This window comes from Klebsiella sp. BIGb0132, assembly GCF_024810075.1.
Taxonomy (GTDB): Bacteria; Pseudomonadota; Gammaproteobacteria; order Enterobacterales; family Enterobacteriaceae; genus Klebsiella; species Klebsiella terrigena.
Map to the genome: position 1 here is coordinate 172,450 of NZ_JANUDW010000001.1, position 22,328 is coordinate 194,777.

The following is a 22,328-nucleotide window of genomic DNA, read 5'->3' on the forward strand; positions in this document are numbered from 1 at the left end:
ATTGCTTCCAGTATTTTTCGCCCGCATTCGTTGCGGGCTTTTTTTTACCCCTGGTGCGCCCAACGACATACGCTAAGCACCTGCTGACGCAACCAGCGGTGGCCGGGCTCCTGCTCCTGTCGGGGATGCCACATCTGTGAAACGGTGATTTCCGGCGTCTGTACCGGCAGCTCAAAAACGGCGATATCGGCCGCAGGGCCGTCGCCAATATAGGATGCCGGCACCAGCGCAATCAGCGGCGAACGGCGGGCGACCGCCAGCGCGGCGGCAAAGCTGGGCACCACGGCGACAATCTTACGCTGCAGGCCGAACCCGGCGAGGGCGTCATCAACCGGCCCCCGCACCATGCCATGACGAGACGTAATCACGTGCCCGCAGGAGATATACGCTTCCCGGGTCATGCCTGCCGACTGCGCCAGCGGGTGGCTCTTCGCCAGCACGCCGACGAAGCGATCGCGGAACAGCGCCTGCAGGCGGATTTCCGGCCCCATATTCTTGAGTACGCCAATCTCGAGGTCCACCCGCCCCTCACGTAAAAACTGCGGATCTTTTTCGCTCTTCGCCACAAATGTCAGCGTCACTCCCGGCGCATCCCGCGCGCAGGCGGCAATCAGCGCCGGGGCGAAGGTTTCAACGAAGCCTTCGTTGGTGCGCAAGGTAAAGGTTTGCTCCAGCGTCGGGAGCTGGAGCGGCGAAAGCGACGCGTTCAGGACTGAACGCACCTCGAACAGCGCATTCTGCGCGCGCGCTTTGATATTTTGCGCATGCGGGGTTAGCACCATTTTACGCCCTGCCCTGACCAGCAGCGGATCGCCGGTCGCGTCGCGCAGGCGGGTGAGCGTCCGGCTCATTGCCGATGCGCTGAGCCCCAGCCGTCGCGCCGCCCCGGCCACGCTCTCTTCGGCCAGCAGCGCGTCGAGGGCAACAAGAAGATTAAAATCGGGATCGGTCATAAGGTATCCTGCCGTAAGATAGAGCGTGCGGCGCATGCTAATAGTGCACATGCTGCGCCTTCCGCCTGATATAGCCTATGACTATAGTCAGATCCTCACTCTTTACTGCGGATTTCGACTATGACCCCTCTGAATCATCACAGCATTTTAATCGTCGGCGCCTCTCGCGGGCTGGGCCACGCGATGGCCGCCGAATTTTTGCAGCACGGCTGGAACGTTATCGGCACCGTCCGCAATATTCAGCACCCTACGCCGCTTCACCAGCTCGCCCGGGATAACCCCGGCCGGGTGCGCCTTGAAACGCTGGACGTCTGCGACGACGACCAACTGGCCGCCCTGGACCACAGGCTCTCGGGAAGCCGCCTGGAGATGCTCTTTGTCAATGCCGGAACCACCAACCGCGATCCTTCCCAGACCATCGGCGAAGTCTCCACTGAAGAGTTTATGCAGGTGATGCAGACCAATGCCCTGGCGCCAATGCGGGTCATAGAGCGCCTGCAGCGCCACGTGGCCCCGTCAGGATTGCTCGGCGTGATGTCTTCCGGACAGGGAAGTCTCGGCAATAACCTTAGCGGGCAGCGCGAGCTGTACAGAGGCAGCAAGGCCGCGCTGAATATGTTTATGCGCAGCTTTGCCGCCCGCGCGGCTTCGGCGACGCATCCGATGGTGGCGATGGCGCCGGGCTGGATCCGCACCGCGCTGGGCGGCATAGCTGCGCCGCTGACCATCGAGGAGACCATCCCCAGCCTGGTCAAGGTGCTGCTGGAGAAACGCCAGCGCCCGGGGCTGGAGTATCTGGATTATCAGGGCCGCACCGTACCGTGGTGATGGGTACAGAACGGCAGGCGGGGTAAGGCACAAAGGCATCGAGAGCCGGCAGAGAACCACAGCAGGCCCTGGTCATACAACGACCAGGGCTACAAGAAGCTGAGAACCGGTAACATCGGGATTTGTTCATCAACGGGGAGCAGCTCAGCCCTTTTGCAGGTTCGAAAAATAGCCCGCTTTCTACCCGGGATAACCCGCCGAAAACGACTTAAGTTCTGCATAAGCGTCAAGACGGTCTGTATGTAACGCCTGATTTTATTTTATACTTAAAAAATATGGGATTAGGACAGGAACCAAAGCGATGAAATTCGCAAAGTGGTTAAAACGTATCGTATTCTCCTTACTTCTTTTAGTGGTTGGCGCTATTGGGATACGTCTGTATGACATTCAGCGCGGACCCGACCTGCAGCTCTGGCATACGTACGTCCCTGATGAGATGGACGCGGATGAAATCGACAGTGCAGACTGGAATGATTACATCAAGAGAGAAAATTCGCTCTTCAACGAAGTTAAACGTAACGTCACGGATAAGCTTGATGTTCAGCAGCAAACTGAACTGAATCGTTACTATGCCGATAGCCCTATCTATCCGGACACATTCCCAACAAACTGGAATCGGTCTTACATCATGATGCCGGACGCCAGGCCCAAAGGGGCAGTGGTGCTATTGCATGGTCTGACGGATACCCCCTACAGCCTAAGGCATATTGCTAATAACTACCGTCAGCATGGCTATATCGCCATTGGGATCAGATTACCGGGACATGGCACCGTCCCTGCAGCATTGACCGACGTGAACTGGCAGGACTGGCTTGCCGCAACGCGCCTTGCGGTGAGAGAAGCGCAAAAGCTTGCTGGTCACGATGTGCCGCTGCATATGGTCGGATTTTCCAATGGCGGTGCTCTGGCGATGAAATATACGCTGGATGCACTGGATAATCCCGGCCTGGCTAAGCCACAGCGCGTGATCCTGATTTCGCCGATGATTGGTATTACGAGCTTCGCGCGCTTTTCCGGCCTGGCGGGTTGGCCTGCGTTTCTACCCGCATTCGCCAAAGCCGCATGGTTAGGCATAATGCCGGAGTTCAATCCGTTTAAATATAACTCATTCCCGACCAATGCCGCCCGCCAGTCGTTCCTGCTGACAAAGGCGCTTCAGAGCCAAATTATCACTAACTCGCGTAACAAAAAAATGGCAAGCCTACCTCCGGTGCTGACATTTCAATCGGTCATGGATTCAACCGTCAGTACGCGGGCGATCGTCACGGCGTTGTACAACCGTTTACCGGATAACGGCAGTGAACTAGTGTTGTTCGATTTGAATCATGCGGTGAGGTTTAATTCGTTATTACGCAGAACATCATACACCGCGCTGTCCCGGTTGCTCCCTGCAGCTCCGCGGCTTTATAGCACCACGATCATCACTAACGCGAATCCCGGCACGACAGAAATGGAGATCCGCACCACGCCGGCCGGGAAAACAGAACAATCTGTGGAAACCCTGCAGGGGCAGCGCTATTTGCCGGACGTCTACTCCCTTTCCCACGTTGCTCTCCCCTTCCCTTTAAGTGACTCCTTATATGGGCGCTATCCACATCCGCTGAATCAATATGGTATCAGCCTCGGGACATTTGCTGCCCGTGGCGAGCGCTCGGTGCTTGTTGTTGGGCTGGATTCACTCATGCGCCAGTCTTCAAATCCATTCTTCCCCTATATGATTACGCGGATCGATGAAGGAATCGACGCCGGTGCCGCCGCCGCTCCCGGCAGTGATTGATTTCGGCTGCGGAGTCGAATGACCCGGTCGCCCCGGCAAGGCGGGTCATATCATGATCCGCCTTGCCGGAATTTTGCAGTAGAAATCAGAACCGGTATCCCGCAGAGAACATAAACACCCACGGATCCAGGCGGGTGCTGACCTTCTGGTCCACGCCGCCGGCCTTAAATTTCACATCGGTGTCGATATCCATGTACCACACCGACATATTGAGCAGCCAGTCGCGGTTAACCAGATAGTCCAGACCTACCTGCCCGGCGGCGCCCCACGAATCCTTGAGGCTCAGATCGGAGAGTCCGGCCTCTTTGCCGGTGTCGTTAAAGTCTTCGTTAAAGAAGGTGGTGTAGTTAATACCGGCGCCGATATAAGGGCGCACCTTGCTTTGCGCATCGCCAAAATACCACTGCGCCATCAGGGTTGGCGGCAGCTGGTGTACCGTGGCGATAGTGCCCGTCGGACCGGTGCCGACCTTATGGCGGAACGGCGTGGCCGCCAGCAGCTCGATGCCGATATTATCCGTCGCCATATAGGTGAAGGTTAATCCCAGCTGCGTGTTATTGCTGACGTTAAAGCTGCCCAGGCTATTTAACACGTTATCAGAACCTTCCGTCGGACGAACGGTGGCCGAACCTGCGCGAATGAAAAACTCTCCGGCTTCGTGCGCCCAGACGCCCCCGGAAAGCGTACTCAAAATTAATCCTACCGCTGCTAACTTCTTCATATCCACTTCCTCATTATGGTTATTCAGCGCGGAGAATATACCCACAATGAGTTAGGTTTGATCCAACATAGATCACACAAAATCATTAGTTTTAACATTTGTTGATCCAGATTAATTTTTGCAACAGGATGCAATAAGCGAATGATTAAGCAGATCAATTTTCGCCATATTTCGTCGCCGACGCACCGGCGCCCCGCTTTTACGGCGACAGCGCCCGCGGCAAAAGCCATACTCAGCGGGATACGGCGCTCACTCCTCTTTACAAAGATATACTTAGCCTGGCGTGAGCAGAGGCTGCTACGCTGCAGTGATTTGCGGTACAATCGCCGGCTAGTTAACACCTGCAATACTCAAGGAGAGTGCATGTCTATCACGGCGAAGTCCGTCTACCGTGACACGGGAAATTTTTTTCGTAATCAGTTCATTACCATTTTGCTGGTTGCGTTGTTGTGCGCGCTAATAACGGTAGTCCTTGGTCACGCGTTTTCACCCAGCGAAGAGCAGCTCTCGATTCTGAGCGAAGGCGATAATCTGGCGGGTAGCGCAGGCTTGTTTGAGCTGGTACAGAACATGACGCCGGAGCAACAGCAGGTTCTGCTGCGCGCCTCTGCGGCCTCAACCTTCTCCGGACTGGTGGGTAACGCCATCCTTGCAGGCGGCGTGCTGCTGATGATTCAGCTGGTCTCTGCCGGGCAGCGCGTCAGCGCTCTGCGCGCGATTGGCGCCGCGGCGCCGGTTCTGCCAAAGCTGCTGCTGCTGATCCTGTTCACCACCTTCCTGGTGCAGATTGGGATGATGCTGGTGCTGGTGCCGGGCGTGCTGTTAGCCATCGTGCTGGCCTTTGCCCCAATTATGCTGGTGCAGGATAAGCTGGGGATCCTCACCGCGATGCGCGGCAGCATCCGCCTGGCGTGGGCAAATATGCGCCTGGTGGCGCCGGCGGTTCTCGGCTGGCTGCTGGCCAAAACCGCGCTGCTGCTGCTGGCTTCCAGCTTTGCAGTGCTGACGCCAAACGTCGGCGCGGTGGTTATCAATACCATCAGCAACCTGATTTCCGCGCTGTTGCTGATCTATTTATTCCGCCTGTATATGCTTATCCGCAACTAAATTTAACCAGGGTCGGGAAACCTCCCGACCCGCTCTGAACTACGGAACCTATGCATGAAGCAGTTTCTGGATTTTTTACCGCTGGTCGTCTTCTTCGCATTCTATAAGCTCTACGATATCTACGCCGCCACCACGGCGCTGATTGTCGCCACCGCGGTGGTGCTGATCTACACCTGGGTGCGCTATCGCAAAATTGAGAAAATGGCGCTGATCACCTTCGTGCTGGTCGCCGTTTTTGGCGGCCTGACGATCTTCTTCCATAACGACGAGTTTATTAAATGGAAGGTGACCGTTATCTACGTGCTGTTCGCCGGCGCCCTGCTGTTCAGCCAGTGGGTCATGAAAAAGCCGCTGATTCAGCGCATGCTCGGCAAAGAGCTCACGCTGCCGCAGCACGTGTGGTCACGTTTAAACCTCGCCTGGGCGGTGTTTTTCATCCTCTGCGGGCTGGCGAATATCTACATTGCGTTCTGGCTGCCGCAGAACATTTGGGTCAACTTCAAGGTCTTTGGCCTGACTGCCCTGACCCTGGTCTTCACCCTGCTGAGCGGCGTCTATATCTACCGCCATATGCCGCAGGATGACAAGTAATCATAATCAATAAAGGCCCGTCGCGCTGATTGCGCGTTTAGCGCTAAAAAGCACGCCTGCGGATTCTGAAAACGCAAAGCGTGCTTTTTTTTTGCGCGCCGCTGCGCAGGGTTTACGGCAATACCCGGCCTAGGGTTTGCTCCTGCTGAGGGCGGTAAACCAGTCATACTTTTGCCGCGTGCCGATCTCTTTTTCTCCCTCATCTAACTTGATGAGAAATCTGCGCTTATTGATGTCATCCAGGTTAAAGAAGTAAGGCGCCAGGCGCTGCGATAAGGCCCCGTACATTGCCTGGGCGATCCCTTCCCCGGCCTCTTCCCCGTGCTTCTCGAATTCATCTTTTATCGCCTGGAAATCGTCGTTCATGCTCGCGTCCTCAACTTATACAGAGGAAGTGAGTATGATTTAGCCGTCATACATTTTCCATACCCCTTAATTCTTAGCCGACCCGGCGCTGGCTAACGGCCAGAGCAGCGAGAGCTATTCTCACACGGCGGTTTTCATAGTAGCATCGCGCCAGATCTTCATTGACCCTGACAGAGTACAGAATGACAACAACGGATCTCGTCCCCAAGGGCGAAATGGTTTTACGCACCCTGGCAATGCCGGCAGATACCAACGCGAATGGCGATATTTTTGGCGGCTGGCTGATGTCGCAGATGGATATCGGCGGCGCGATTATGGCCAAAGAGATTGCCCACGGCCGCGTGGTTACCGTCCGCGTGGACGGCATGACCTTTTTGCGCCCGGTGGCCGTCGGCGACGTGGTGTGCTGCTACGCCCGCTGCGTAAAGCGCGGCAATACTTCTATCACCATTAATATCGAAGTGTGGGTGAAAAAGGTCTCATCTGAGCCTATTGGCCAGCGCTACAAGGCAACGGAAGCGCTGTTTATTTACGTGGCTGTGGATAACCAGGGCAAACCGCGCGCCATTCCCGGCGAGTGACACATTGCCCGGCGCGCCGGGCAATTTCTCGCTTACAGGAAGCCGAGCAGAGAAAAGCAGAAGTAGCCGATAATAATGATCACCACCGGCAGAACGTACAGCGGGAAATACTGCACCAGGATGGTGTGGCGCGGCACCACGATACGTTCGGCGATTTGCTCCCGCGTCAGACCTTCCGCACCTTTGGCCTGTTCCAGAATCAGCTGATCCTCAACCCCTTCGCGAAGGAACTTCGCCTGGCGGCTCATGCGCGCGCCGGATGCCTGCAGCGCCATCCCGACGAAGACCAGAATATAGATTATCCAGAAGCCAACGTTGAGGCCGTGCTTAAAGTCCGGCAGCGGCGAGTTGTACCAGAAAAAGTTAAGAAACGGCGTATTAAAACGCATCATTTCAATCATGACGTGCGCAAAATCCATCATCACCGCGTCAATACCCGGCTTCTTCTCGCTGTGCTCATACATAAACTTCAGTACGGAAATCAGCGTCGATAGTATCGCCGGAATAAAGATGACCCACCCCAAAATACGTTTAAGTACTGCAATGCGTCCAGCTTGTTGATACGTCATGGGTTCCCCTTGTTTAAGACGCCTTCACTGCCAAGAACCAACCGGTCAGGTCCTAAGTCTACCTTCACTGGCGAATTTCGCCCAATAAAGCGCGGTATGATATACCATGAACGCAAATTGGTTATCGACTTACGCTACAGGAGAGGGACATATGTCAGCCAGGCGCCAAATTCATGCCGCAATCTTCGATATGGATGGATTACTGATTGATTCTGAGCCGCTATGGGATCAGGCGGAGCTGGAGGTGATAGCCAGCCTCGGGGTAGATATCAGCCGTCGCGGCGAACTGCCCGATATTCTCGGGTTACGCATCGATTTAGTGGTGGACCTGTGGTTTGCACAGCAGCCGTGGACCGGGCCGGATCGCGCCGACGTCACCGCGCGTATCATCAGCCGGGCCATTGAGCTGGTGGAAGCCTCGCGCCCGCTGCTGCCGGGCGTGCGCGAGGCCGTGGCGCTGTGCAAGGCCCAGGGGCTGAAGATCGGCCTCGCCTCCGCCTCGCCGCTGCGGATGCTGGAAAAAGTGCTCACCATGTTTGAGCTGCGCGACCAGTTTGACGCCCTGGCCTCCGCCGAGCTGCTGACCTACAGCAAACCGCATCCGCAGGTCTATCTCGACTGCGCGGCAAAGCTCGGCGTCGACCCGATGCACTGCGTGGCGCTGGAGGACTCGATTAACGGCATGATCGCCTGTAAAGCAGCGCGCATGCGCTCAATCGTCATCCCCGCCGAGGAGCATAGCCACGACCGCCGGTTTGCCCTCGCCGACGTTCAGCTAACGACGCTGGCGGCGCTTAGCGTCAGCGACCTGCGCGGCTAACATGCCGGCGTGATGAGGGAGCAGCGGCTGCCTCATCACATAAAATAAAACACAGTTTCATTTTTAATTGTGTTTTCCCGCAGGCGCCTCTATGCTGGCCGTAACGGCGTGTACTCACGCATACATCAGCATACGGAGGGACATATGGGACTTAACGCCTTCGATCTTACGGGTAAGGTCGCGATCGTGACGGGATGTGACACTGGACTGGGTCAGGGAATGGCCGTCGGGCTTGCCGAAGCCGGGTGCGATATCGTCAGCGTCAACCGTAAGGTCCCGCACGAAACCGCAGAAAAAGTCCGGGCGCTGGGCCGCCGCTTCAGCGCGGTTCAGGCGGATCTCAGCCGCCAGGACGAGATAAGCCAAATCGTGGCGACAGCCGTTGCCGCCATGGGGCGGATAGATATCCTGGTCAACAATGCCGGGACAATTCGTCGCGCCGACGCGCTCGAGTTTAGCGAGCGCGACTGGGATGACGTCATGAACCTCAACCTGAAGTCGGTGTTCTTTTTATCCCAGGCGGTCGCCCGGCAGTTTATTCAGCAGGGCGGCGGCGGCAAGATCGTTAACATCGCCTCGATGCTCTCCTTCCAGGGCGGAATTCGCGTCCCCTCCTATACCGCCTCAAAGAGCGGCGTGCTCGGCCTGACCCGCCTGATGGCCAACGAATGGGCGGAACATAGAATTAACGTTAACGCCATCGCGCCGGGCTATATGGCGACCAATAATACCCGGCAGCTGCGTGACGATAGCGAGCGCAGTAAAGAGATCCTCGACCGCATCCCCGCCGGGCGCTGGGGGCGACCGGACGATTTGCAGGGACCGGTGGTGTTTCTCGCCTCCGCCGCGGCGGATTACGTGAACGGCTACACCCTGGCGGTGGACGGCGGGTGGCTGGCACGCTGACAATTTTGTGACAAAGAGTTACACCGTCACCTCTTTCACACACTGTATAAAAACCCTATACTGTATGAATTGACAGTTTAGGGTTTTTATCATGACGGCGGAAGGCCATCTCTTCTTTTCTATCGCCTGTGCGGTATTTGCTAAAAATGCGGAACTCACGCCCGTGCTGGCACAGGGCGACTGGTGGCATATCGTCCCGTCCGCGGTGCTGACCTGCCTGCTGCCCGATATCGATCACCCTAAATCATTTCTCGGCCAGCGGCTGAGCTGGGTCTCCAGACCGGTGGCACGCGCGTTTGGCCATCGGGGATTCACCCACAGCCTGCTGGCGGTATTCGCGGCAATCACCCTGTTCTATCTGAAAGTCCCGGAAAGCTGGTTTGTGCCCGCCGACGCGCTACAGGGGCTGGTGCTCGGCTACCTCAGCCATATTCTTGCCGATATGCTGACCCCCGCCGGGGTGCCGCTGCTATGGCCCTGCCGCTGGCGTTTTCGCCTGCCCATCCTGGCGCCGCGCAAGGGCAACCAGCTGGAGCGCGCGCTGTGCATGGCGCTGTTTGTCTACGCGGTGTGGATGCCGCAGACTTTCGCCGATAATAGCGCCGTTCGCTGGTCGTCCGGCATGATTAATACGCTGCAGATAACCTTCAATCGCTTTATTAGTCAGCAGACCGGGCGATAAATAAACGAAATATCAAATTAGTTATAATCAATTCCATTTGAATATAAGGAATGAATTCCGCTTCTGCTAACCTTGCGCCATAAGAGCTGGTCCACAGGCCAGCCCAGGTAATAAAAAGATATCAGGAGAACGGGGATGAACTTTCCACTTATAGCGAACGTTATCGTGTTCGCGATTTTGCTGTTTGCGCTGGCCCAAACCCGCCACAAACAGTGGAGCCTTGCCAAAAAAGTGCTGGTCGGTCTGGTCATTGGCGTCGTATTCGGTCTTGCGCTACAGCTGATTTACGGCTCCGACAGCCAGGTACTGAAAGATTCCATTCAATGGTTCAATATCGTTGGCAACGGCTACGTACAGCTGCTGCAGATGATCGTCATGCCGCTGGTGTTCGCGTCTATTCTGAGCGCCGTCGCGCGCCTGCACAACGCTTCGCAGCTGGGTAAAATCAGCTTCCTGAGCATTGGCACCCTGCTGTTCACCACCCTTATCGCTGCCCTGGTGGGCGTGCTGGTGACCAACCTGTTTGGCCTGACCGCCGAAGGGCTGGTGCAGGGGAGCGCGGAAACCGCCCGCCTGAACGCTATTCAGAGCAACTACGTCGGTAAGGTCGCGGACCTCAGCGTTCCGCAGCTGATCCTTTCCTTCGTGCCGAAGAACCCGTTTGCCGACCTGACGGGCGCTAACCCGACCTCTATCATCAGCATCGTTATCTTTGCCGCCTTCCTCGGCGTCGCTTCCCTGAAGCTGCTGAAGGATGACGTCGCCAAAGGCCAGCGCGTTCTGACCGCCATCGACACCCTGCAGGCCTGGGTGATGAAGCTGGTGCGCCTGGTGATGCAGCTGACGCCGTACGGCGTACTGGCGCTGATGACCAAAGTCGTGGCGGGCTCCAACCTGCAGGACATCATCAAGCTCGGCAGCTTCGTTGTCGCCTCCTACCTCGGCCTTGGCATCATGTTCGTGGTCCACGGGCTGCTGCTGGCGGTGAACGGCGTGAGCCCGCTGAAATACTTCCGTAAAGTGTGGCCGGTGCTGACCTTTGCCTTCACCAGCCGCTCCAGCGCCGCGTCGATTCCGCTGAACGTGGAAGCGCAAACCCGTCGTCTGGGCGTCCCGGAATCTATCGCCAGCTTCTCCGCCTCCTTTGGCGCCACCATTGGTCAGAACGGCTGTGCCGGCCTCTATCCGGCCATGCTGGCGGTGATGGTCGCCCCCACCGTCGGGATCAACCCGCTCGATCCGCTGTGGATTGCCACCCTCGTCGGCATTGTGACCGTGAGCTCCGCCGGTGTCGCCGGCGTTGGCGGTGGCGCAACCTTCGCCGCGCTGATCGTCCTGCCGGCGATGGGCCTGCCGGTAACGCTGGTCGCGCTGTTAATTTCGGTTGAGCCGCTGATCGATATGGGCCGCACCGCGCTGAACGTCAACGGCTCAATGACCGCCGGGACCCTGACCAGCCAGTGGCTGCGTCAGACCGATAAAACCATTCTTGAGAGCGAAGACAACGCCGAACTGGCGCATCGCTAGCCTCAGACCGGGATAAAAAAAACCGCAGATAGCGCGCTACCTGCGGTTTTTTTATTGCTCAATTCTGCGCTCAGGGAGCCAGTTCGTTTTCCTGCCGGGTTTGCATCGCCCAGCGCTGCGCCGATTCCGGCACGCTAAACGGCGGAGAACGACGAAAGTGCTCTCCGAGCAAAATAAAGGCAACGTACTTCCCCCGCAGCAGCCACACATCGCGAAAACCGTCCATTTTGACGGCGTGTTCCGGCGGCGCTGGCTCCGCTCGAGGCACGTAGCTAATGACAGGGCGATTTTGTTGGCGAAGTGTTTTCATAGCTCATGGATTCACTAAACAAAGCGGGAACAGAACCGCCATCATAGCCGAAAATCCCCCTTTGCGTCGCCCCCCTCTTGCCGCTCGTTTTGCTCCAGCAAGGCACGATGGCCGTAATGTTCTATAGTTAGAAGGGTTTTGGTTCAGCAACGACCATTTTCAGTAATGGAAACAGGAGACGAGCAATGTCTGATAAACACCATAACCCGCAGTACCCCCTACCGTCTGTAGACGATGACCGCGAAGCGAAACCCGGTCTTGATTCGCTGGCCCCTGATGACCAGCAGTGGCGGCCAACCCCGCACCCCACCGCCCCTGGCGAAGAGCCAACCGCCCCCGGCAGCCTGAAAGCGCCCGATACGCACAGCGACAAGCTTGACGCCCTGCAGAGCCAGCGTAAAGGCGGGGAAAATTTCCCGCTCACCACCAACCAGGGCGTCCGCATCGCCGACGATCAGAACTCCCTGCGCGCGGGAAACCGCGGCCCGACGCTGCTGGAAGATTTTATCCTGCGCGAAAAAATTACCCACTTTGACCACGAACGTATTCCGGAGAGGATCGTCCACGCCCGCGGTTCGGCCGCACACGGCTATTTTCAGGCCTATCGCAGCCTGAGCGACGTCACCAAAGCCGATTTTCTCGCCGACCCGGCGAAGAAAACGCCGGTATTTGTCCGCTTCTCTACCGTGCAGGGCGGCGCCGGTTCCGCCGATACGGTGCGCGATATCCGCGGATTCGCCACCAAGTTCTATACCGACGAGGGGATTTTCGACCTCGTTGGCAACAATACGCCGATCTTCTTTATCCAGGACGCGCTGAAATTTCCTGACTTCGTCCACGCCGTGAAGCCCGAACCGCACTGCGCCATGCCGCAGGGGCAAAGCGCTCACGACACCTTCTGGGACTACGTCTCCCTGCAGCCCGAAACGCTGCATAACGTCATGTGGGCGATGTCCGATCGCGGGCTGCCGCGCAGCTACCGGACGATGGAGGGCTTTGGGATCCATACCTTCCGCCTGATAAACGCCCAGGGTAAGGCCACCTTCGTCCGCTTCCACTGGAAGCCGGTGGCGGGCAAAGCCTCGCTGATTTGGGACGAGTCGCAAAAGCTGACCGGGCGCGATCCCGACTTCCACCGCCGCGATCTGTGGGAAGCCATTGAAGCCGGTGACTTTCCCGAGTATGAGCTCGGCCTGCAGCTGATCCCCGAAGAGGATGAGTTTGCCTTCGACTTCGATCTGCTGGACCCAACCAAGCTGATCCCCGAGGCGCTGGTGCCGGTGCAGCGGGTGGGCAAAATGGTCCTCAACCGCAACCCGGATAACTTCTTTGCCGAAAACGAACAGGCGGCGTTCCATCCAGGCCATATTGTGCCGGGGATCGATTTCAGCAACGACCCGCTCCTGCAGGGGCGGCTGTTCTCCTATACCGACACGCAAATTAGCCGCCTCGGCGGGCCCAATTTCCATGAAATCCCGATCAACAAGCCCACCTGCCCGTACCACAACTTCCAGCGGGACGGCATGCACCGGATGGATATCGACACCAATCCCGCCAACTATGAGCCAAATTCGATCGGCGATAACTGGCCGCGCGAAACGCCACCCGCTCCCCGGCGCGGCGGCTTTGAATCCTACGCCGAGCGCGTGGATGGCGAAAAAATTCGCCAGCGCAGCCCCTCCTTCGGCGAATACTATTCGCATCCGCTGCTCTTCTGGCGCAGCCAGACCCCGTTTGAGCAGCAGCACATTATCGACGGCTTCAGCTTTGAGCTGAGTAAGGTGGTCAGAACCTGGATCCGTGAGCGGATGGTCGATCAGCTGGCCCATATCGATATCCGGCTGGCCGAGGCGGTAGGGAAAAATCTCGGTATTGCGCTTAGCGACGCCCAGCGCGCCATCACGCCGCCGGCGGACGTCAACGGCCTGAAAAAAGATCCTTCTCTGAGCCTGTACGCCATTCCCGACGGGGAGATCAAAGGCCGCGTGGTGGCGGTATTGCTCAACGACCGTCCGCTTGCCCAGGAAATACTCACTCTCCTGCAGGCCCTGCAGGCGAAAGGCGTCCATGCTAAGCTACTTTTCTCACGGATGGGGGAAGTCAGCGCCGATGACGGGACCCTGCTACCCGTTGCCGGAACCTATGCCGGCTCGCCTTCGCTAACGGTGGATGCGGTGATTGTTCCCGGCGGCAACGCGGCCAGCCTCAGCACCAGCGGCGACGCGCAGTACTACCTGCTGGAGGCCTACAAACACCTGAAGCCCATTCTGCTGGCCGGCGATGCGCGACGGTTCAAGTCGCTGCTGCAGGTTGCCAGCCAGGGCGAAGAAGGGATTGTCGAGACCGACGCCGTCGACTCACCGGCAATGGATAATCTGTTAACCCTGATGAAGGCGCATCGGGTATGGTCCAGAAGCGGGAAAACGGCGACGATCCCGGCATAGTAAAAGGCCCGCCGGCGTCACCGCCGTCGGGCCCTTATCACCGACGCCCCCTTCTTTAGACGTCGCGGTAGGTACCGAGACGATACCCGCGCTCGGCAACCGCATATTTCAGCGCCTCGGAGGTCAGCACCTCCAGCTCCGTCAGCCGCGGATAGCAGTAGGCGCTGCTCATAATGGCGTGGTCAATAAACGCCGGATGGCACATCACCTCCAGCGACGCCTCTTCCCGCTGGATTGAATCATCCAGGATCTGCAGCAACAGCGCTGCAGAAATCGCCTCCCCGTAGAACTCGCTGGCAAAACCCTCGCTGCTGCGCGCAGCCTCCTGATCCAGGCCGTCGCGCTGCGCCAGCTGGCGGTCAATACGCAGCGCCACGCCCTTCTCGCGGGCAAACGCCGCCACGATGGGGTACACCGGCGCGATCATATGCACATGGTGATGGCTGTCGATATGCGTCGGTTCACAGCCAAACAGCTCGATAAACCGGCGATACTGGCACTCCAGCTCGTGCGCGATCTCATCCAGCGGCAGGCTACCCTCTTCCGCCATCTGCCAGATCCACTTCCCCAGACGCCCTTCACGGACGAGACCCGGCATCGCGGAGAGCGGCTCGCCCAGCGTCAGGACAAAGTGCATCCCGACGCCCAGCTCCGGCACGCAGCGGCTGAGCTGGGCCGCGTGGCCGATCGCCGCGCCGTTAACCAGCGCCGTGGTGGAGGTCACCAGCCCGTTCTTGCAGGCTTCAATAATGCCGTAGTTCTGCCCCTTGCTGAGGCCAAAATCGTCGGCATTAACGATTAACACGCGTTCCATCAGCCGCTCCCGTTACTGTTTCAGTTTCGCAATCGTCGCCGCAAAGTTGGGCAGCCACTTTTCATGCGCGAGGATCATTTCACGCGCCAGCATTTCGGCATCGCGGTCGGAGTGAATCAGCGGGCTCAGATTGAGCGCCAGCAGAACATCGTTCAGCTCACCGCTTATCGCCGCCTGGCTCGCCGCCACTTCAAAGCCCTTGATGGTGTAAATAAGCCCCTGGACTTTCTCATCGAAATGGGTGATGCGCGGCGTCGGCTTCGCCCCATCGCGGCCGAGCGTACAGGTCATCTCCACCGCCCAGTCGGCCGGAATATTATCGATGTGCCCATGGTGCGGGATATTAACGTAGTGCTCGGTCTGCTTATCGTTGTAGATAGCGTTGATCACTTCGCAGGCCGCGTCGGAGTAATAGGCTCCGCCGCGCAGCTCCAGCTCCTTCGGCTTAACGTTCAGATCCGGGTTTTTATACAGCTCGAAGAGCTGTTTTTCCACCTTCTGCACCACCTGAGCGCGCGCGCCGCCCTTATAGTACTCGCCCATTTCAATCGCCAGCATCTCTTTTGGCTTGAAGTAGTACAGCAGATAGGAGCACGGGATCAGGCGCAGGGAGCGGATCAGCCCTTCGCTGAACGGCAAGTCGAAGATGTTTTTCACCGAGTTGGCGCTCAGGCTGCCGGAGGCGACGCCGTCCAGCAGTTCGTCAAAGCGCGATACGCCGTTCACCAGCACGTCGCGGACAAACACGAGGTGGTTGAGGCCAAACAGGTCGATATTCAGCTCATCGCTCGGGCTCAGGCGCAGCACGTCGGTGATAAACATTTTCATGCCGATCGGAATGTTGCACACGCCGATAAAGCGCCGGAAGCCCGTGTGGCGATACACGGCTTCGGTCACCATTCCCGCCGGGTTGGTAAAGTTAATCACCCACGCGTCCGGGCAGATCTCCTGCACATCTTTAACGATATCAAAAATCACCGGAATGGTACGCAGGCCTTTGAACAGGCCGCCGGCGCCGTTCGTTTCCTGGCCAAGATAGCCGTGGCTAAGCGGGATACGCTCGTCTTTCTCACGCGCCTTCAGCTGGCCAACGCGCAGCTGAGTGGTGACGAAGTCCGCGCCTTCCAGCGCCGCTCGGCGATCCAGGGTTTTGTAGACTTTCAGCGGAACGCCGGCTTTTTCGACCATCCGCTCGCAGAGAGCGTGGATAATATCGAGCTTCTCCTGCCCTTCCGCCACGTCCACCAGCCACAGCTCCGTAACCGGCAGCTCGTGATAACGCTTGAGAAATCCTTCGAGGAGTTCAGGGGTATAGCTGCTGCCGCCGCCGATAGTAACGATTTTTAATTTCTGGCTCATCATATTCTCCCTTGTGGCGCCACGAATTGCGCGTAGCCCACTCGCCGTATCAATACGGAGAGTTAACTTGAATATTTTCCAGCGCGGAAGGTTCCGCTCCGGTTAATTAAGGATGGTAAGCTTTTTACGATAATTGCTTGGCGTAAATGAGGTCAGCTTTTTGAATGTTTTAATAAACAAACTGGGGCTGCTGTATCCTGATTCGTAAGCAATATCGGTTACCGAGTAGTTGGTAATTTCCAGCTGTTTCTTAGCGAAGTTGACGCGAATGTCATTAATAATCTGCATCGGCGTTTTACCATAATAGCGTTGGGTCGCTCGGGTTAAATATTCCTGAGTTTTCCCGGAGAGCTCAACCATCTGTTCAAGCGCCCCTTCGCCAAATTTATGTTTATCGTGCATATCCTCGACGGTATTTTTTAGCCACTGCGGAATAACATCCTGCACCGGCTCCTCGCGGTAGTGCCGTAAACGGTTAATGGTATAAAACGAGACCAGCTCAATAAATTCGTCAAATTCAGTTTCGCGAAAGTTCAGCGAAGCAATCACCGATTCGATGTAGCTGAGAAAGGTGCTTTTGACCGCGTAGACCTGAGAAGCAACCAGACCAAACGGCAGCAGCGGCAGATAGTGTTTCTCAAAGAAACTGCGGCTGATGCCGACGTTAAGAATGCGCGTCGCGCCAAACTCGTAAAAGCTTTGATGGTGCGACCCCATTGGGATGAAGACAAAATCCCCGCGCTCCAGCAGCACCCGTTTGCCGTTAATCTCCTGATAATAGCGCCCGGTCAAAACGATGGTGTATTCGTAATAGTCATGCTGGTGAAGCCCGCTCACGCTCTCGGTCTTGTTGTAGATAACCACATGAAAATTATTCCCGTTGAAGAGCTGCTGTTCGCGGGCGGTACTAATTTCTGTGGTCATCATCTTTGGCTGCCTCATCGTGTAGATGGCCTATTGTACCTTCTCATGGAGCTCAATCAATTCGGCAACCAGTTCGCGGGCCAGCATTGAGGTCATCAGATGATCCTGCGCATGAACCAGCACCAGGCTGACCTTCATTTTTCCTTCGCCCTCATCGCTCTCAATCAGCTGAGTCTGTACGCGGTGGGCTTCGCTCAGCGCCATCCGCGACTGCTCCATCATCGCTTTCGCGGCGGCGAAGTCGCCCTGTTTCGCCTGCTTCAGCGCGGCATAAGCCAGGCTGCGGGCCTGTCCGGAGTTGATAATCAGCCCCATCACCACCTCTTCGAGGTCATTCTCAGGCATCTCTGTTGCTTCAATATGGTCCAGATCAAACATAATATTCCCTCATTTCTCAGGCGGTACGGGAAGCCTCCCGTACCGCTCGACATCAGAATTTCAGTGCGTTAGCGATATCTTCTTCACTCTCTTCCTGCTCGATAGTGCTTTGCGCTTTATTAGAAATCGCGACAAACGGCAGGTAGACCAGGGTCGAGATACCCAGGTTGAACAGCGCCACCAGCAGAGCAGCGACGCTGCCGTTACTGTTAAAGAAAGCGCCGAGGCCGGTCGGCATGGTCCACGGAGCCAGGTTGGTCACCGGTGGAATAATCCCCATGCTGTAGGCTGCCAGGGTGATGGCTGCCAGAATCGGCTGCACCAGCACGAACGGGATAAACATCACCGGGTTCATGATAATCGGCAGGCCGAACAGGATCGGTTCGTTAATCTGGAAGATGCCTGACGGCAGCGCCAGCTTAGCAACCTGACGATGGTCAGCGCGGCGTGAGCCGATAAAGATGGCGATAATCAGACCCAGAGTCGCACCGGAACCGCCCAGCAGGATGTAGGAGTCGAGCATCGGCTTGGCCCAGAAGTGGAACTGTTTGCCCGCTTCGATGGCCGCTTCAACGGAGCCATACTGGTTATACAGCGCGATGTTTTCCAACGCCCACGGGGTCATGATGCCGTTATCCAGCGCGGTCAGCGCCAGCGAACCGTGTACGCCAAAGAACCACAGCAGGGAGTTGAAAATAACGTACGCCCAGCCGACAACGCTACCCATCGCCGCCAGCGGCGTGGAGATGGAGTCCATAATAATCTGGTGGAAGTTGCTACCATACGAGGCCAGCAGCCAGGAGACGATGCCGAAGATCGACAGGATCAGGAAGCCCGGGATCAGCGCCGAGAAGGAACGCGATACCGATGACGGCACGCTCTCCGGCAGGGTAATGACCCAGTTGCGGCGAATAACGAAGGTGAACAGCTCAGCCACCACCAGACCAATGATCATCCCCGATATAATGTTTTGCCCGCCCAGCCAGTTGGCGCCCACGGCGTAGGCGTCGCCGACGCTATAAGGGGTGACGGTCATAAATGCCGCGATGGCTAACAGCCCGGCGGCCATCGGGTCGACCTTGCGCTCTTCCGCCAGCGCCGCGCCGATGAAGAACGGGGCCATCAGCGACATAATGCCGAGCGTACCGTTATAAACGTTACCGCCAATGGCCTTAAAGCTGTTTAAGGTTTCAATGGTTGAGGCATCCAGGCGGATCCCCATTGAATAGAAGAACGAGCCTTCACCAAAGCTAAGAAATACGTTGTTAATTAATACGAACATGGCCCCGGCGAGGGTCAGCGGCATTAATTTAATAAAGCCGTTTTTAATCGCATTAATATGCGGTTGCTTTCCTATTTTAACAGCAAAAGGAAGGAGTACCTTTTCAAGCGAGTCAATCACTTTACTCATAGTCAATACCCTTTAAAAGCCGTAATCGTGCAATTACGGCATAATGATGAAATTACTCTTTGACGGGAAAATAAACTCTTTAATATTCGGGTAGCCGGCAGCATACATATTTCATGAAAGCGAAATTGACTTTATCCGTTACCCGAAAAGTGAGTTTTAAAATTAAATTATTGTGCAGCAGCTTTCTTAATGGCCGCAACGGCCGCTTTCAGAACACCTAAACCATCAACCTTGCCGTACAGCGCAGAGTCGATCACTTCCACCGGCTTGTTGGACAGCAGCCGCTGAATCTCGGGAAGCATATATGCAATCTGTGGGCCTAATAAAATCACGTCGGCTTCCGGCCCCTTCTCCCCGGCGAGGGTCTCAGGAAATGCTTCAATAATGACCGGCACCTCATATTTTTCAGCCTGGGCACGCATTTTGGATACCAGCAGCGAAGTGGACATTCCAGCCGAGCAGAACAGATAGATATGTTTCTTTTCCATGAACGCTTCCTCAATTTGTAGAACCTGGCGGCCTCCTGGCAGAATATTATGCCGAAGAACCGGGTAAGGCCTGTCACTGTTCAATTGATATTGTTTATGCATTGAGTATACGGCATCCCCTGGCACCTGGATAATTCCTGGTTAAACAAAATTGTCTCTCATTGACCTCGCGTTTTGACTACCTTCACATTTCCCTCAAATAATTCGCGCAATTAAATAAGCATCAGCACGTATAAAAAAGCCCGACCAGGGGTCGGGCATTCGTAGAGCTCAGTATCACGTACTACTTGCTGTTGCGCGGGTCCGTATCGTACTCCGAGCAGGTCTGGTAGCCGGAGTTCATGACATGACCGGTCTCGTCAAGCGCGACAAAGTAGGTTTCCATTTTACCATCCCGTTGACCCAGGATGTAGGTCTGGCAGGTGCCGCGGGCGTGGATCATCGTCACCTCAGATGACGGTTTGCCCGCCACCTGCAGTACCTGGGAGCGCGACATCCCTTTTTTGACATCTTTAACAACCGGCTGTGTGAACTGGTCTGCAGTACGATCGTAGGCTGTACAACCAGCCAGCATGGTCAGTACTGCCGCTGCGCCCATAAGTCCTGCTAAATTCTTATTCATATTCCGTCCTCTTTTATTTGGCGTGTGAATAAGCCTGGAATAAATATCGTTATTTTTCAAGCCGAAGGTCGATTTAAGCGAAATTTCAGTGCGATATGCCGGATTAGCCCGCCGCAGCGTGCCGTCAGCCGGCCGCCGCGCGTACCATAAAAAAATCGTATGTCATTGATTGCCTTCTTTTGCAGCACTCAAAACGACGATCCTTGTCGTTTCAACGGCAAAGAGGTAGCTTTAAGCCATGCTGGTTGCCAAACAGATTCACTTTCCGGAGGGCGCGATGACGCTACAACAAGAAATTATTCAGGCGCTGGGTGCCAGTCCCCAGATCGATACAGACGGTGAGATCCGCCGCAGCGTAGATTTTTTAAAGTCCTATTTGCAGACCTATCCCTTTATTAAGGCGCTGGTTCTGGGCATCAGCGGCGGCCAGGATTCAACCCTGACCGGTAAACTCTGCCAGCAGGCTATTAATGAGCTGCGGGCAGAGGGTGACGATAGCCGCCAGTTTATCGCCGTGCGCCTGCCTTACGGCGTGCAGGCGGATGAGCAGGATTGCCAGGATGCCATCGCCTTCATCCAGCCGGATCGCGTGCTGACGGTCAATATTAAGGGCGCGGTGCTGGCCAGCGAGCAGGCGCTGCGGGAAGCCGGGATTGAGCTCAGCGACTTTGTTCGCGGCAATGAAAAAGCACGCGAGCGCATGAAAGCGCAGTACAGCATCGCCGGCATGACCCACGGCGTGGTGGTCGGCACCGACCATGCGGCGGAAGCGATCACCGGATTCTTTACCAAATACGGCGACGGCGGCACCGATATCAATCCGATTTTCCGCCTCAACAAGCGTCAGGGCAAACAGCTGCTGGCGCGCCTGGGCTGCCCGGAGCATCTGTACAAGAAGCTGCCGACCGCCGATCTGGAAGACGATCGCCCGTCCCTGCCGGATGAAGCCGCGCTGGGCGTCACCTACGATAATATTGACGACTATCTGGAAGGCAAAACCCTCGACGAGAAGACGGCCAAAATTATCGAAGGCTGGTACCTGAAAACGGAACACAAGCGTCGGACGCCGATTACCGTCTTCGACGACTTCTGGAAGAGATAGTCCAGGCCCATCGCCCCGGCGCCGGCCGGGGTTATTTTTTGTCCTTTTCGCCCTCTCCCCTGGCTGCTATACTGGTTAAATAAACAGCATCAGGAGCCATTGTGGTCAGAAGGCAATCCGCCCCGCGTCTGGAGTTTGAAGCGGCGGCAATTTATGCATATCCCGAACATCTGCGTCCCTGGCTGGCGTCTTTGCCCAGCCTGCCGGGCGTCTATCTGTTTCACGGCGAAAGCGATACCCTGCCGCTCTATATCGGTAAAAGCGTCAACATTCGCAGCCGGGTGCTGTCGCATCTGCGCACCCCGGACGAAGCCGCCATGCTGCGCCAGGCGCGGCGCATTAGCTGGCATCGTACCGCAGGCGAACTCGGCGCGCTGCTGCTCGAAGCGCAGCTGATTAAGCAGCAGCAGCCGCTGTTCAACAAGCGGCTACGGCGCACGAAACAGCTCTGCTCGCTGCTGCTGAGCGACGCCCGCCCGCAGGTGGCGTATGCCCGTGAGCTGGACTTTTCCCGCCAGGAGCATCTGTACGGCCTGTTCGCCAACCGCCGCGCGGCCCTGCAGGCGCTGACCAGCCTCGCCGATGAACACCGGCTGTGCTACGGGCTGCTGGGGCTGGAACCGCTCAGCCGCGGCCGGGCCTGCTTTCGTTCCGCGCTGGGGCGCTGCGCCGGCGCCTGCTGCGGTAAAGAGAGCGTTGAAGCCCACAACGCGCGGCTGCACGCCAGTATGGCGCAGATGCGGCTGGTGTGCTGGCCCTGGCCGGGCCCGGTTGCGCTGGAAGAGAAAGGGCCCGATATGACCCGCTATCATGTGATTCATAACTGGCTGTGGCTGGGGGCGGTCGAGACGCTAGCGCAGGCGCAAACGCTGACGCAGCTGCCGGCGGGCTTCGATCATGACGGCTACAAAATTCTCTGCAAGCCGCTGCTGCGCGGCGATTTTACGCTCCACCCTCTCCAGCCAGGGTCCTGACAAACGAAAAAACCGCCGGTCCTGCCCAAAGCCAGACGGCGTATGTTGGGCAGAACCGGCGGTCTTCATTCCGC

Annotated in this window: 24 protein-coding genes; 12 read left to right on the forward strand and 12 right to left on the reverse strand. The window is 56.9% G+C overall.

Translation table 11 applies throughout. The features are described 5' to 3' along the window. Positions 1-44: 44 nt before the first annotated feature. Positions 45-953: a LysR family transcriptional regulator gene (locus tag M2416_RS00735; protein WP_259221594.1), complete on the reverse strand. Its 909-nt coding sequence runs from the start codon at positions 951-953 to the stop codon at positions 45-47. 120 nt (positions 954-1,073) lie between these two features. On the opposite strand from M2416_RS00735, the gene M2416_RS00740 reads away from it, so the two are divergent. Further along, a complete protein-coding gene (locus tag M2416_RS00740; RefSeq protein WP_259221596.1) occupies positions 1,074-1,781 on the forward strand; it encodes an SDR family NAD(P)-dependent oxidoreductase in 708 nt (235 codons plus the stop codon). A 301-nt stretch (positions 1,782-2,082) separates the two neighbouring features. Then, positions 2,083-3,558, forward strand: a complete 1,476-nt coding sequence (locus M2416_RS00745) for an alpha/beta hydrolase (RefSeq protein ID WP_259221598.1) — start codon at positions 2,083-2,085, stop codon at positions 3,556-3,558. 85 nt (positions 3,559-3,643) lie between these two features. Here M2416_RS00745 and ompW read toward each other — a convergent pair whose 3' ends face one another. Continuing rightward, entirely contained in the window at positions 3,644-4,279 is a 636-nt protein-coding gene (ompW, locus tag M2416_RS00750) for an outer membrane protein OmpW (RefSeq protein ID WP_259221600.1), read from the reverse strand. A 363-nt stretch (positions 4,280-4,642) separates the two neighbouring features. Between ompW and M2416_RS00755 the strand changes: the two genes are divergently transcribed. Continuing rightward, on the forward strand, positions 4,643-5,386 hold the full coding sequence (locus tag M2416_RS00755; protein ID WP_259221602.1) for a YciC family protein: 744 nt from the start codon (positions 4,643-4,645) through the stop codon (positions 5,384-5,386). 54 nt (positions 5,387-5,440) lie between these two features. Then, complete coding sequence (locus tag M2416_RS00760; protein WP_045855040.1) at positions 5,441-5,977, forward strand: septation protein A; 537 nt, start codon at positions 5,441-5,443, stop codon at positions 5,975-5,977. Between the two features lie 129 nt (positions 5,978-6,106). Here the strand turns inward: M2416_RS00760 and M2416_RS00765 are convergent, their stop codons facing one another. After that, positions 6,107-6,343, reverse strand: a complete 237-nt coding sequence (locus tag M2416_RS00765) for a hypothetical protein (RefSeq protein WP_259221608.1) — start codon at positions 6,341-6,343, stop codon at positions 6,107-6,109. A 182-nt stretch (positions 6,344-6,525) separates the two neighbouring features. On the opposite strand from M2416_RS00765, the gene yciA reads away from it, so the two are divergent. After that, positions 6,526-6,924, forward strand: coding sequence for an acyl-CoA thioester hydrolase YciA (yciA, locus tag M2416_RS00770; protein WP_041145149.1), 399 nt, complete (start codon positions 6,526-6,528; stop codon positions 6,922-6,924). Between the two features lie 32 nt (positions 6,925-6,956). Here yciA and M2416_RS00775 read toward each other — a convergent pair whose 3' ends face one another. Beyond that, on the reverse strand, positions 6,957-7,493 hold the full coding sequence (locus tag M2416_RS00775; RefSeq protein ID WP_076945361.1) for a YniB family protein: 537 nt from the start codon (positions 7,491-7,493) through the stop codon (positions 6,957-6,959). A gap of 151 nt (positions 7,494-7,644) precedes the next feature. On the opposite strand from M2416_RS00775, the gene hxpB reads away from it, so the two are divergent. The 4 genes from hxpB (at position 7,645) to M2416_RS00795 (ending at position 11,428) form a co-directional block, all read left to right on the forward strand. Further along, positions 7,645-8,313, forward strand: a complete 669-nt coding sequence (hxpB, locus tag M2416_RS00780; protein WP_076945360.1) for a hexitol phosphatase HxpB — start codon at positions 7,645-7,647, stop codon at positions 8,311-8,313. Positions 8,314-8,457: 144 nt separating this feature from the next. Next, positions 8,458-9,219, forward strand: coding sequence for a 2-dehydro-3-deoxy-D-gluconate 5-dehydrogenase KduD (gene kduD, locus M2416_RS00785; protein ID WP_143716884.1), 762 nt, complete (start codon positions 8,458-8,460; stop codon positions 9,217-9,219). A gap of 91 nt (positions 9,220-9,310) precedes the next feature. After that, positions 9,311-9,901: a metal-dependent hydrolase gene (locus M2416_RS00790; RefSeq protein WP_041145145.1), complete on the forward strand. Its 591-nt coding sequence runs from the start codon at positions 9,311-9,313 to the stop codon at positions 9,899-9,901. A gap of 135 nt (positions 9,902-10,036) precedes the next feature. Then, a complete protein-coding gene (locus M2416_RS00795) occupies positions 10,037-11,428 on the forward strand; it encodes an L-cystine transporter (protein WP_076945358.1) in 1,392 nt (463 codons plus the stop codon). 70 nt (positions 11,429-11,498) lie between these two features. On the opposite strand, the gene cedA is transcribed toward M2416_RS00795, so the two are convergent. Then, positions 11,499-11,738 carry a cell division activator CedA gene (gene cedA / locus M2416_RS00800; protein WP_041145143.1) on the reverse strand — a complete coding sequence of 80 codons (240 nt, stop codon included), beginning with the start codon at positions 11,736-11,738 and terminating at the stop codon, positions 11,499-11,501. A 185-nt stretch (positions 11,739-11,923) separates the two neighbouring features. Here cedA and katE point away from each other — a divergent pair, with 185 nt between their 5' ends. Then, a complete protein-coding gene (katE, locus tag M2416_RS00805; RefSeq protein ID WP_259221611.1) occupies positions 11,924-14,182 on the forward strand; it encodes a catalase HPII in 2,259 nt (752 codons plus the stop codon). A gap of 55 nt (positions 14,183-14,237) precedes the next feature. On the opposite strand, the gene chbG is transcribed toward katE, so the two are convergent. The 7 genes from chbG to osmE all read right to left on the reverse strand — a co-directional run bounded on the left by chbG (position 14,238) and on the right by osmE (position 20,178). Further along, positions 14,238-14,996, reverse strand: coding sequence for a chitin disaccharide deacetylase (chbG, locus tag M2416_RS00810; RefSeq protein WP_259221612.1), 759 nt, complete (start codon positions 14,994-14,996; stop codon positions 14,238-14,240). A gap of 12 nt (positions 14,997-15,008) precedes the next feature. Next, on the reverse strand, positions 15,009-16,355 hold the full coding sequence (locus M2416_RS00815) for a 6-phospho-beta-glucosidase (RefSeq protein ID WP_237374133.1): 1,347 nt from the start codon (positions 16,353-16,355) through the stop codon (positions 15,009-15,011). A gap of 102 nt (positions 16,356-16,457) precedes the next feature. Next, positions 16,458-17,297, reverse strand: a complete 840-nt coding sequence (chbR, locus tag M2416_RS00820; protein ID WP_041145139.1) for a transcriptional regulator ChbR — start codon at positions 17,295-17,297, stop codon at positions 16,458-16,460. A 12-nt stretch (positions 17,298-17,309) separates the two neighbouring features. Beyond that, positions 17,310-17,657 (reverse strand): PTS N,N'-diacetylchitobiose transporter subunit IIA, encoded by a 348-nt coding sequence (chbA, locus tag M2416_RS00825; protein WP_041145138.1) that lies wholly within the window; start codon positions 17,655-17,657, stop codon positions 17,310-17,312. Positions 17,658-17,709: 52 nt separating this feature from the next. Further along, positions 17,710-19,068 (reverse strand): PTS N,N'-diacetylchitobiose transporter subunit IIC, encoded by a 1,359-nt coding sequence (chbC, locus tag M2416_RS00830; protein WP_259221618.1) that lies wholly within the window; start codon positions 19,066-19,068, stop codon positions 17,710-17,712. 167 nt (positions 19,069-19,235) lie between these two features. Then, a complete protein-coding gene (chbB, locus tag M2416_RS00835) occupies positions 19,236-19,556 on the reverse strand; it encodes a PTS N,N'-diacetylchitobiose transporter subunit IIB (RefSeq protein ID WP_041145136.1) in 321 nt (106 codons plus the stop codon). A 283-nt stretch (positions 19,557-19,839) separates the two neighbouring features. Next, entirely contained in the window at positions 19,840-20,178 is a 339-nt protein-coding gene (osmE, locus tag M2416_RS00840; RefSeq protein ID WP_041145135.1) for an osmotically-inducible lipoprotein OsmE, read from the reverse strand. A 277-nt stretch (positions 20,179-20,455) separates the two neighbouring features. Here osmE and nadE point away from each other — a divergent pair, with 277 nt between their 5' ends. Next, the gene (nadE, locus tag M2416_RS00845; RefSeq protein ID WP_045855467.1) at positions 20,456-21,280 is read left to right on the forward strand and encodes an ammonia-dependent NAD(+) synthetase; all 825 of its coding nucleotides are present in this window, start codon (positions 20,456-20,458) and stop codon (positions 21,278-21,280) included. 101 nt (positions 21,281-21,381) lie between these two features. Then, entirely contained in the window at positions 21,382-22,254 is an 873-nt protein-coding gene (cho, locus tag M2416_RS00850; RefSeq protein ID WP_115193059.1) for an excinuclease Cho, read from the forward strand. The last annotated feature ends 74 nt before the right edge of the window (positions 22,255-22,328 follow it).

Coding starts and splice junctions, on each gene's coding strand:
- M2416_RS00815 (WP_237374133.1), bottom strand. CDS start 16,355: ATGAGCCAGAAATTAAAAATCGTTACTATCGGCGGCGGCAGCAGCTAT.
- M2416_RS00760 (WP_045855040.1), top strand. CDS start 5,441: ATGAAGCAGTTTCTGGATTTTTTACCGCTGGTCGTCTTCTTCGCATTC.
- nadE (WP_045855467.1), top strand. CDS start 20,456: ATGACGCTACAACAAGAAATTATTCAGGCGCTGGGTGCCAGTCCCCAG.
- M2416_RS00790 (WP_041145145.1), top strand. CDS start 9,311: ATGACGGCGGAAGGCCATCTCTTCTTTTCTATCGCCTGTGCGGTATTT.
- M2416_RS00795 (WP_076945358.1), top strand. CDS start 10,037: ATGAACTTTCCACTTATAGCGAACGTTATCGTGTTCGCGATTTTGCTG.
- kduD (WP_143716884.1), top strand. CDS start 8,458: ATGGGACTTAACGCCTTCGATCTTACGGGTAAGGTCGCGATCGTGACG.
- hxpB (WP_076945360.1), top strand. CDS start 7,645: ATGTCAGCCAGGCGCCAAATTCATGCCGCAATCTTCGATATGGATGGA.
- chbR (WP_041145139.1), bottom strand. CDS start 17,297: ATGAGGCAGCCAAAGATGATGACCACAGAAATTAGTACCGCCCGCGAA.
- chbB (WP_041145136.1), bottom strand. CDS start 19,556: ATGGAAAAGAAACATATCTATCTGTTCTGCTCGGCTGGAATGTCCACT.
- M2416_RS00745 (WP_259221598.1), top strand. CDS start 2,083: ATGAAATTCGCAAAGTGGTTAAAACGTATCGTATTCTCCTTACTTCTT.
- yciA (WP_041145149.1), top strand. CDS start 6,526: ATGACAACAACGGATCTCGTCCCCAAGGGCGAAATGGTTTTACGCACC.
- M2416_RS00775 (WP_076945361.1), bottom strand. CDS start 7,493: ATGACGTATCAACAAGCTGGACGCATTGCAGTACTTAAACGTATTTTG.
- M2416_RS00765 (WP_259221608.1), bottom strand. CDS start 6,343: ATGAACGACGATTTCCAGGCGATAAAAGATGAATTCGAGAAGCACGGG.
- katE (WP_259221611.1), top strand. CDS start 11,924: ATGTCTGATAAACACCATAACCCGCAGTACCCCCTACCGTCTGTAGAC.
- M2416_RS00740 (WP_259221596.1), top strand. CDS start 1,074: ATGACCCCTCTGAATCATCACAGCATTTTAATCGTCGGCGCCTCTCGC.
- M2416_RS00735 (WP_259221594.1), bottom strand. CDS start 953: ATGACCGATCCCGATTTTAATCTTCTTGTTGCCCTCGACGCGCTGCTG.
- osmE (WP_041145135.1), bottom strand. CDS start 20,178: ATGAATAAGAATTTAGCAGGACTTATGGGCGCAGCGGCAGTACTGACC.
- ompW (WP_259221600.1), bottom strand. CDS start 4,279: ATGAAGAAGTTAGCAGCGGTAGGATTAATTTTGAGTACGCTTTCCGGG.
- cedA (WP_041145143.1), bottom strand. CDS start 11,738: ATGAAAACACTTCGCCAACAAAATCGCCCTGTCATTAGCTACGTGCCT.
- M2416_RS00755 (WP_259221602.1), top strand. CDS start 4,643: ATGTCTATCACGGCGAAGTCCGTCTACCGTGACACGGGAAATTTTTTT.
- chbC (WP_259221618.1), bottom strand. CDS start 19,068: ATGAGTAAAGTGATTGACTCGCTTGAAAAGGTACTCCTTCCTTTTGCT.
- chbA (WP_041145138.1), bottom strand. CDS start 17,657: ATGTTTGATCTGGACCATATTGAAGCAACAGAGATGCCTGAGAATGAC.
- chbG (WP_259221612.1), bottom strand. CDS start 14,996: ATGGAACGCGTGTTAATCGTTAATGCCGACGATTTTGGCCTCAGCAAG.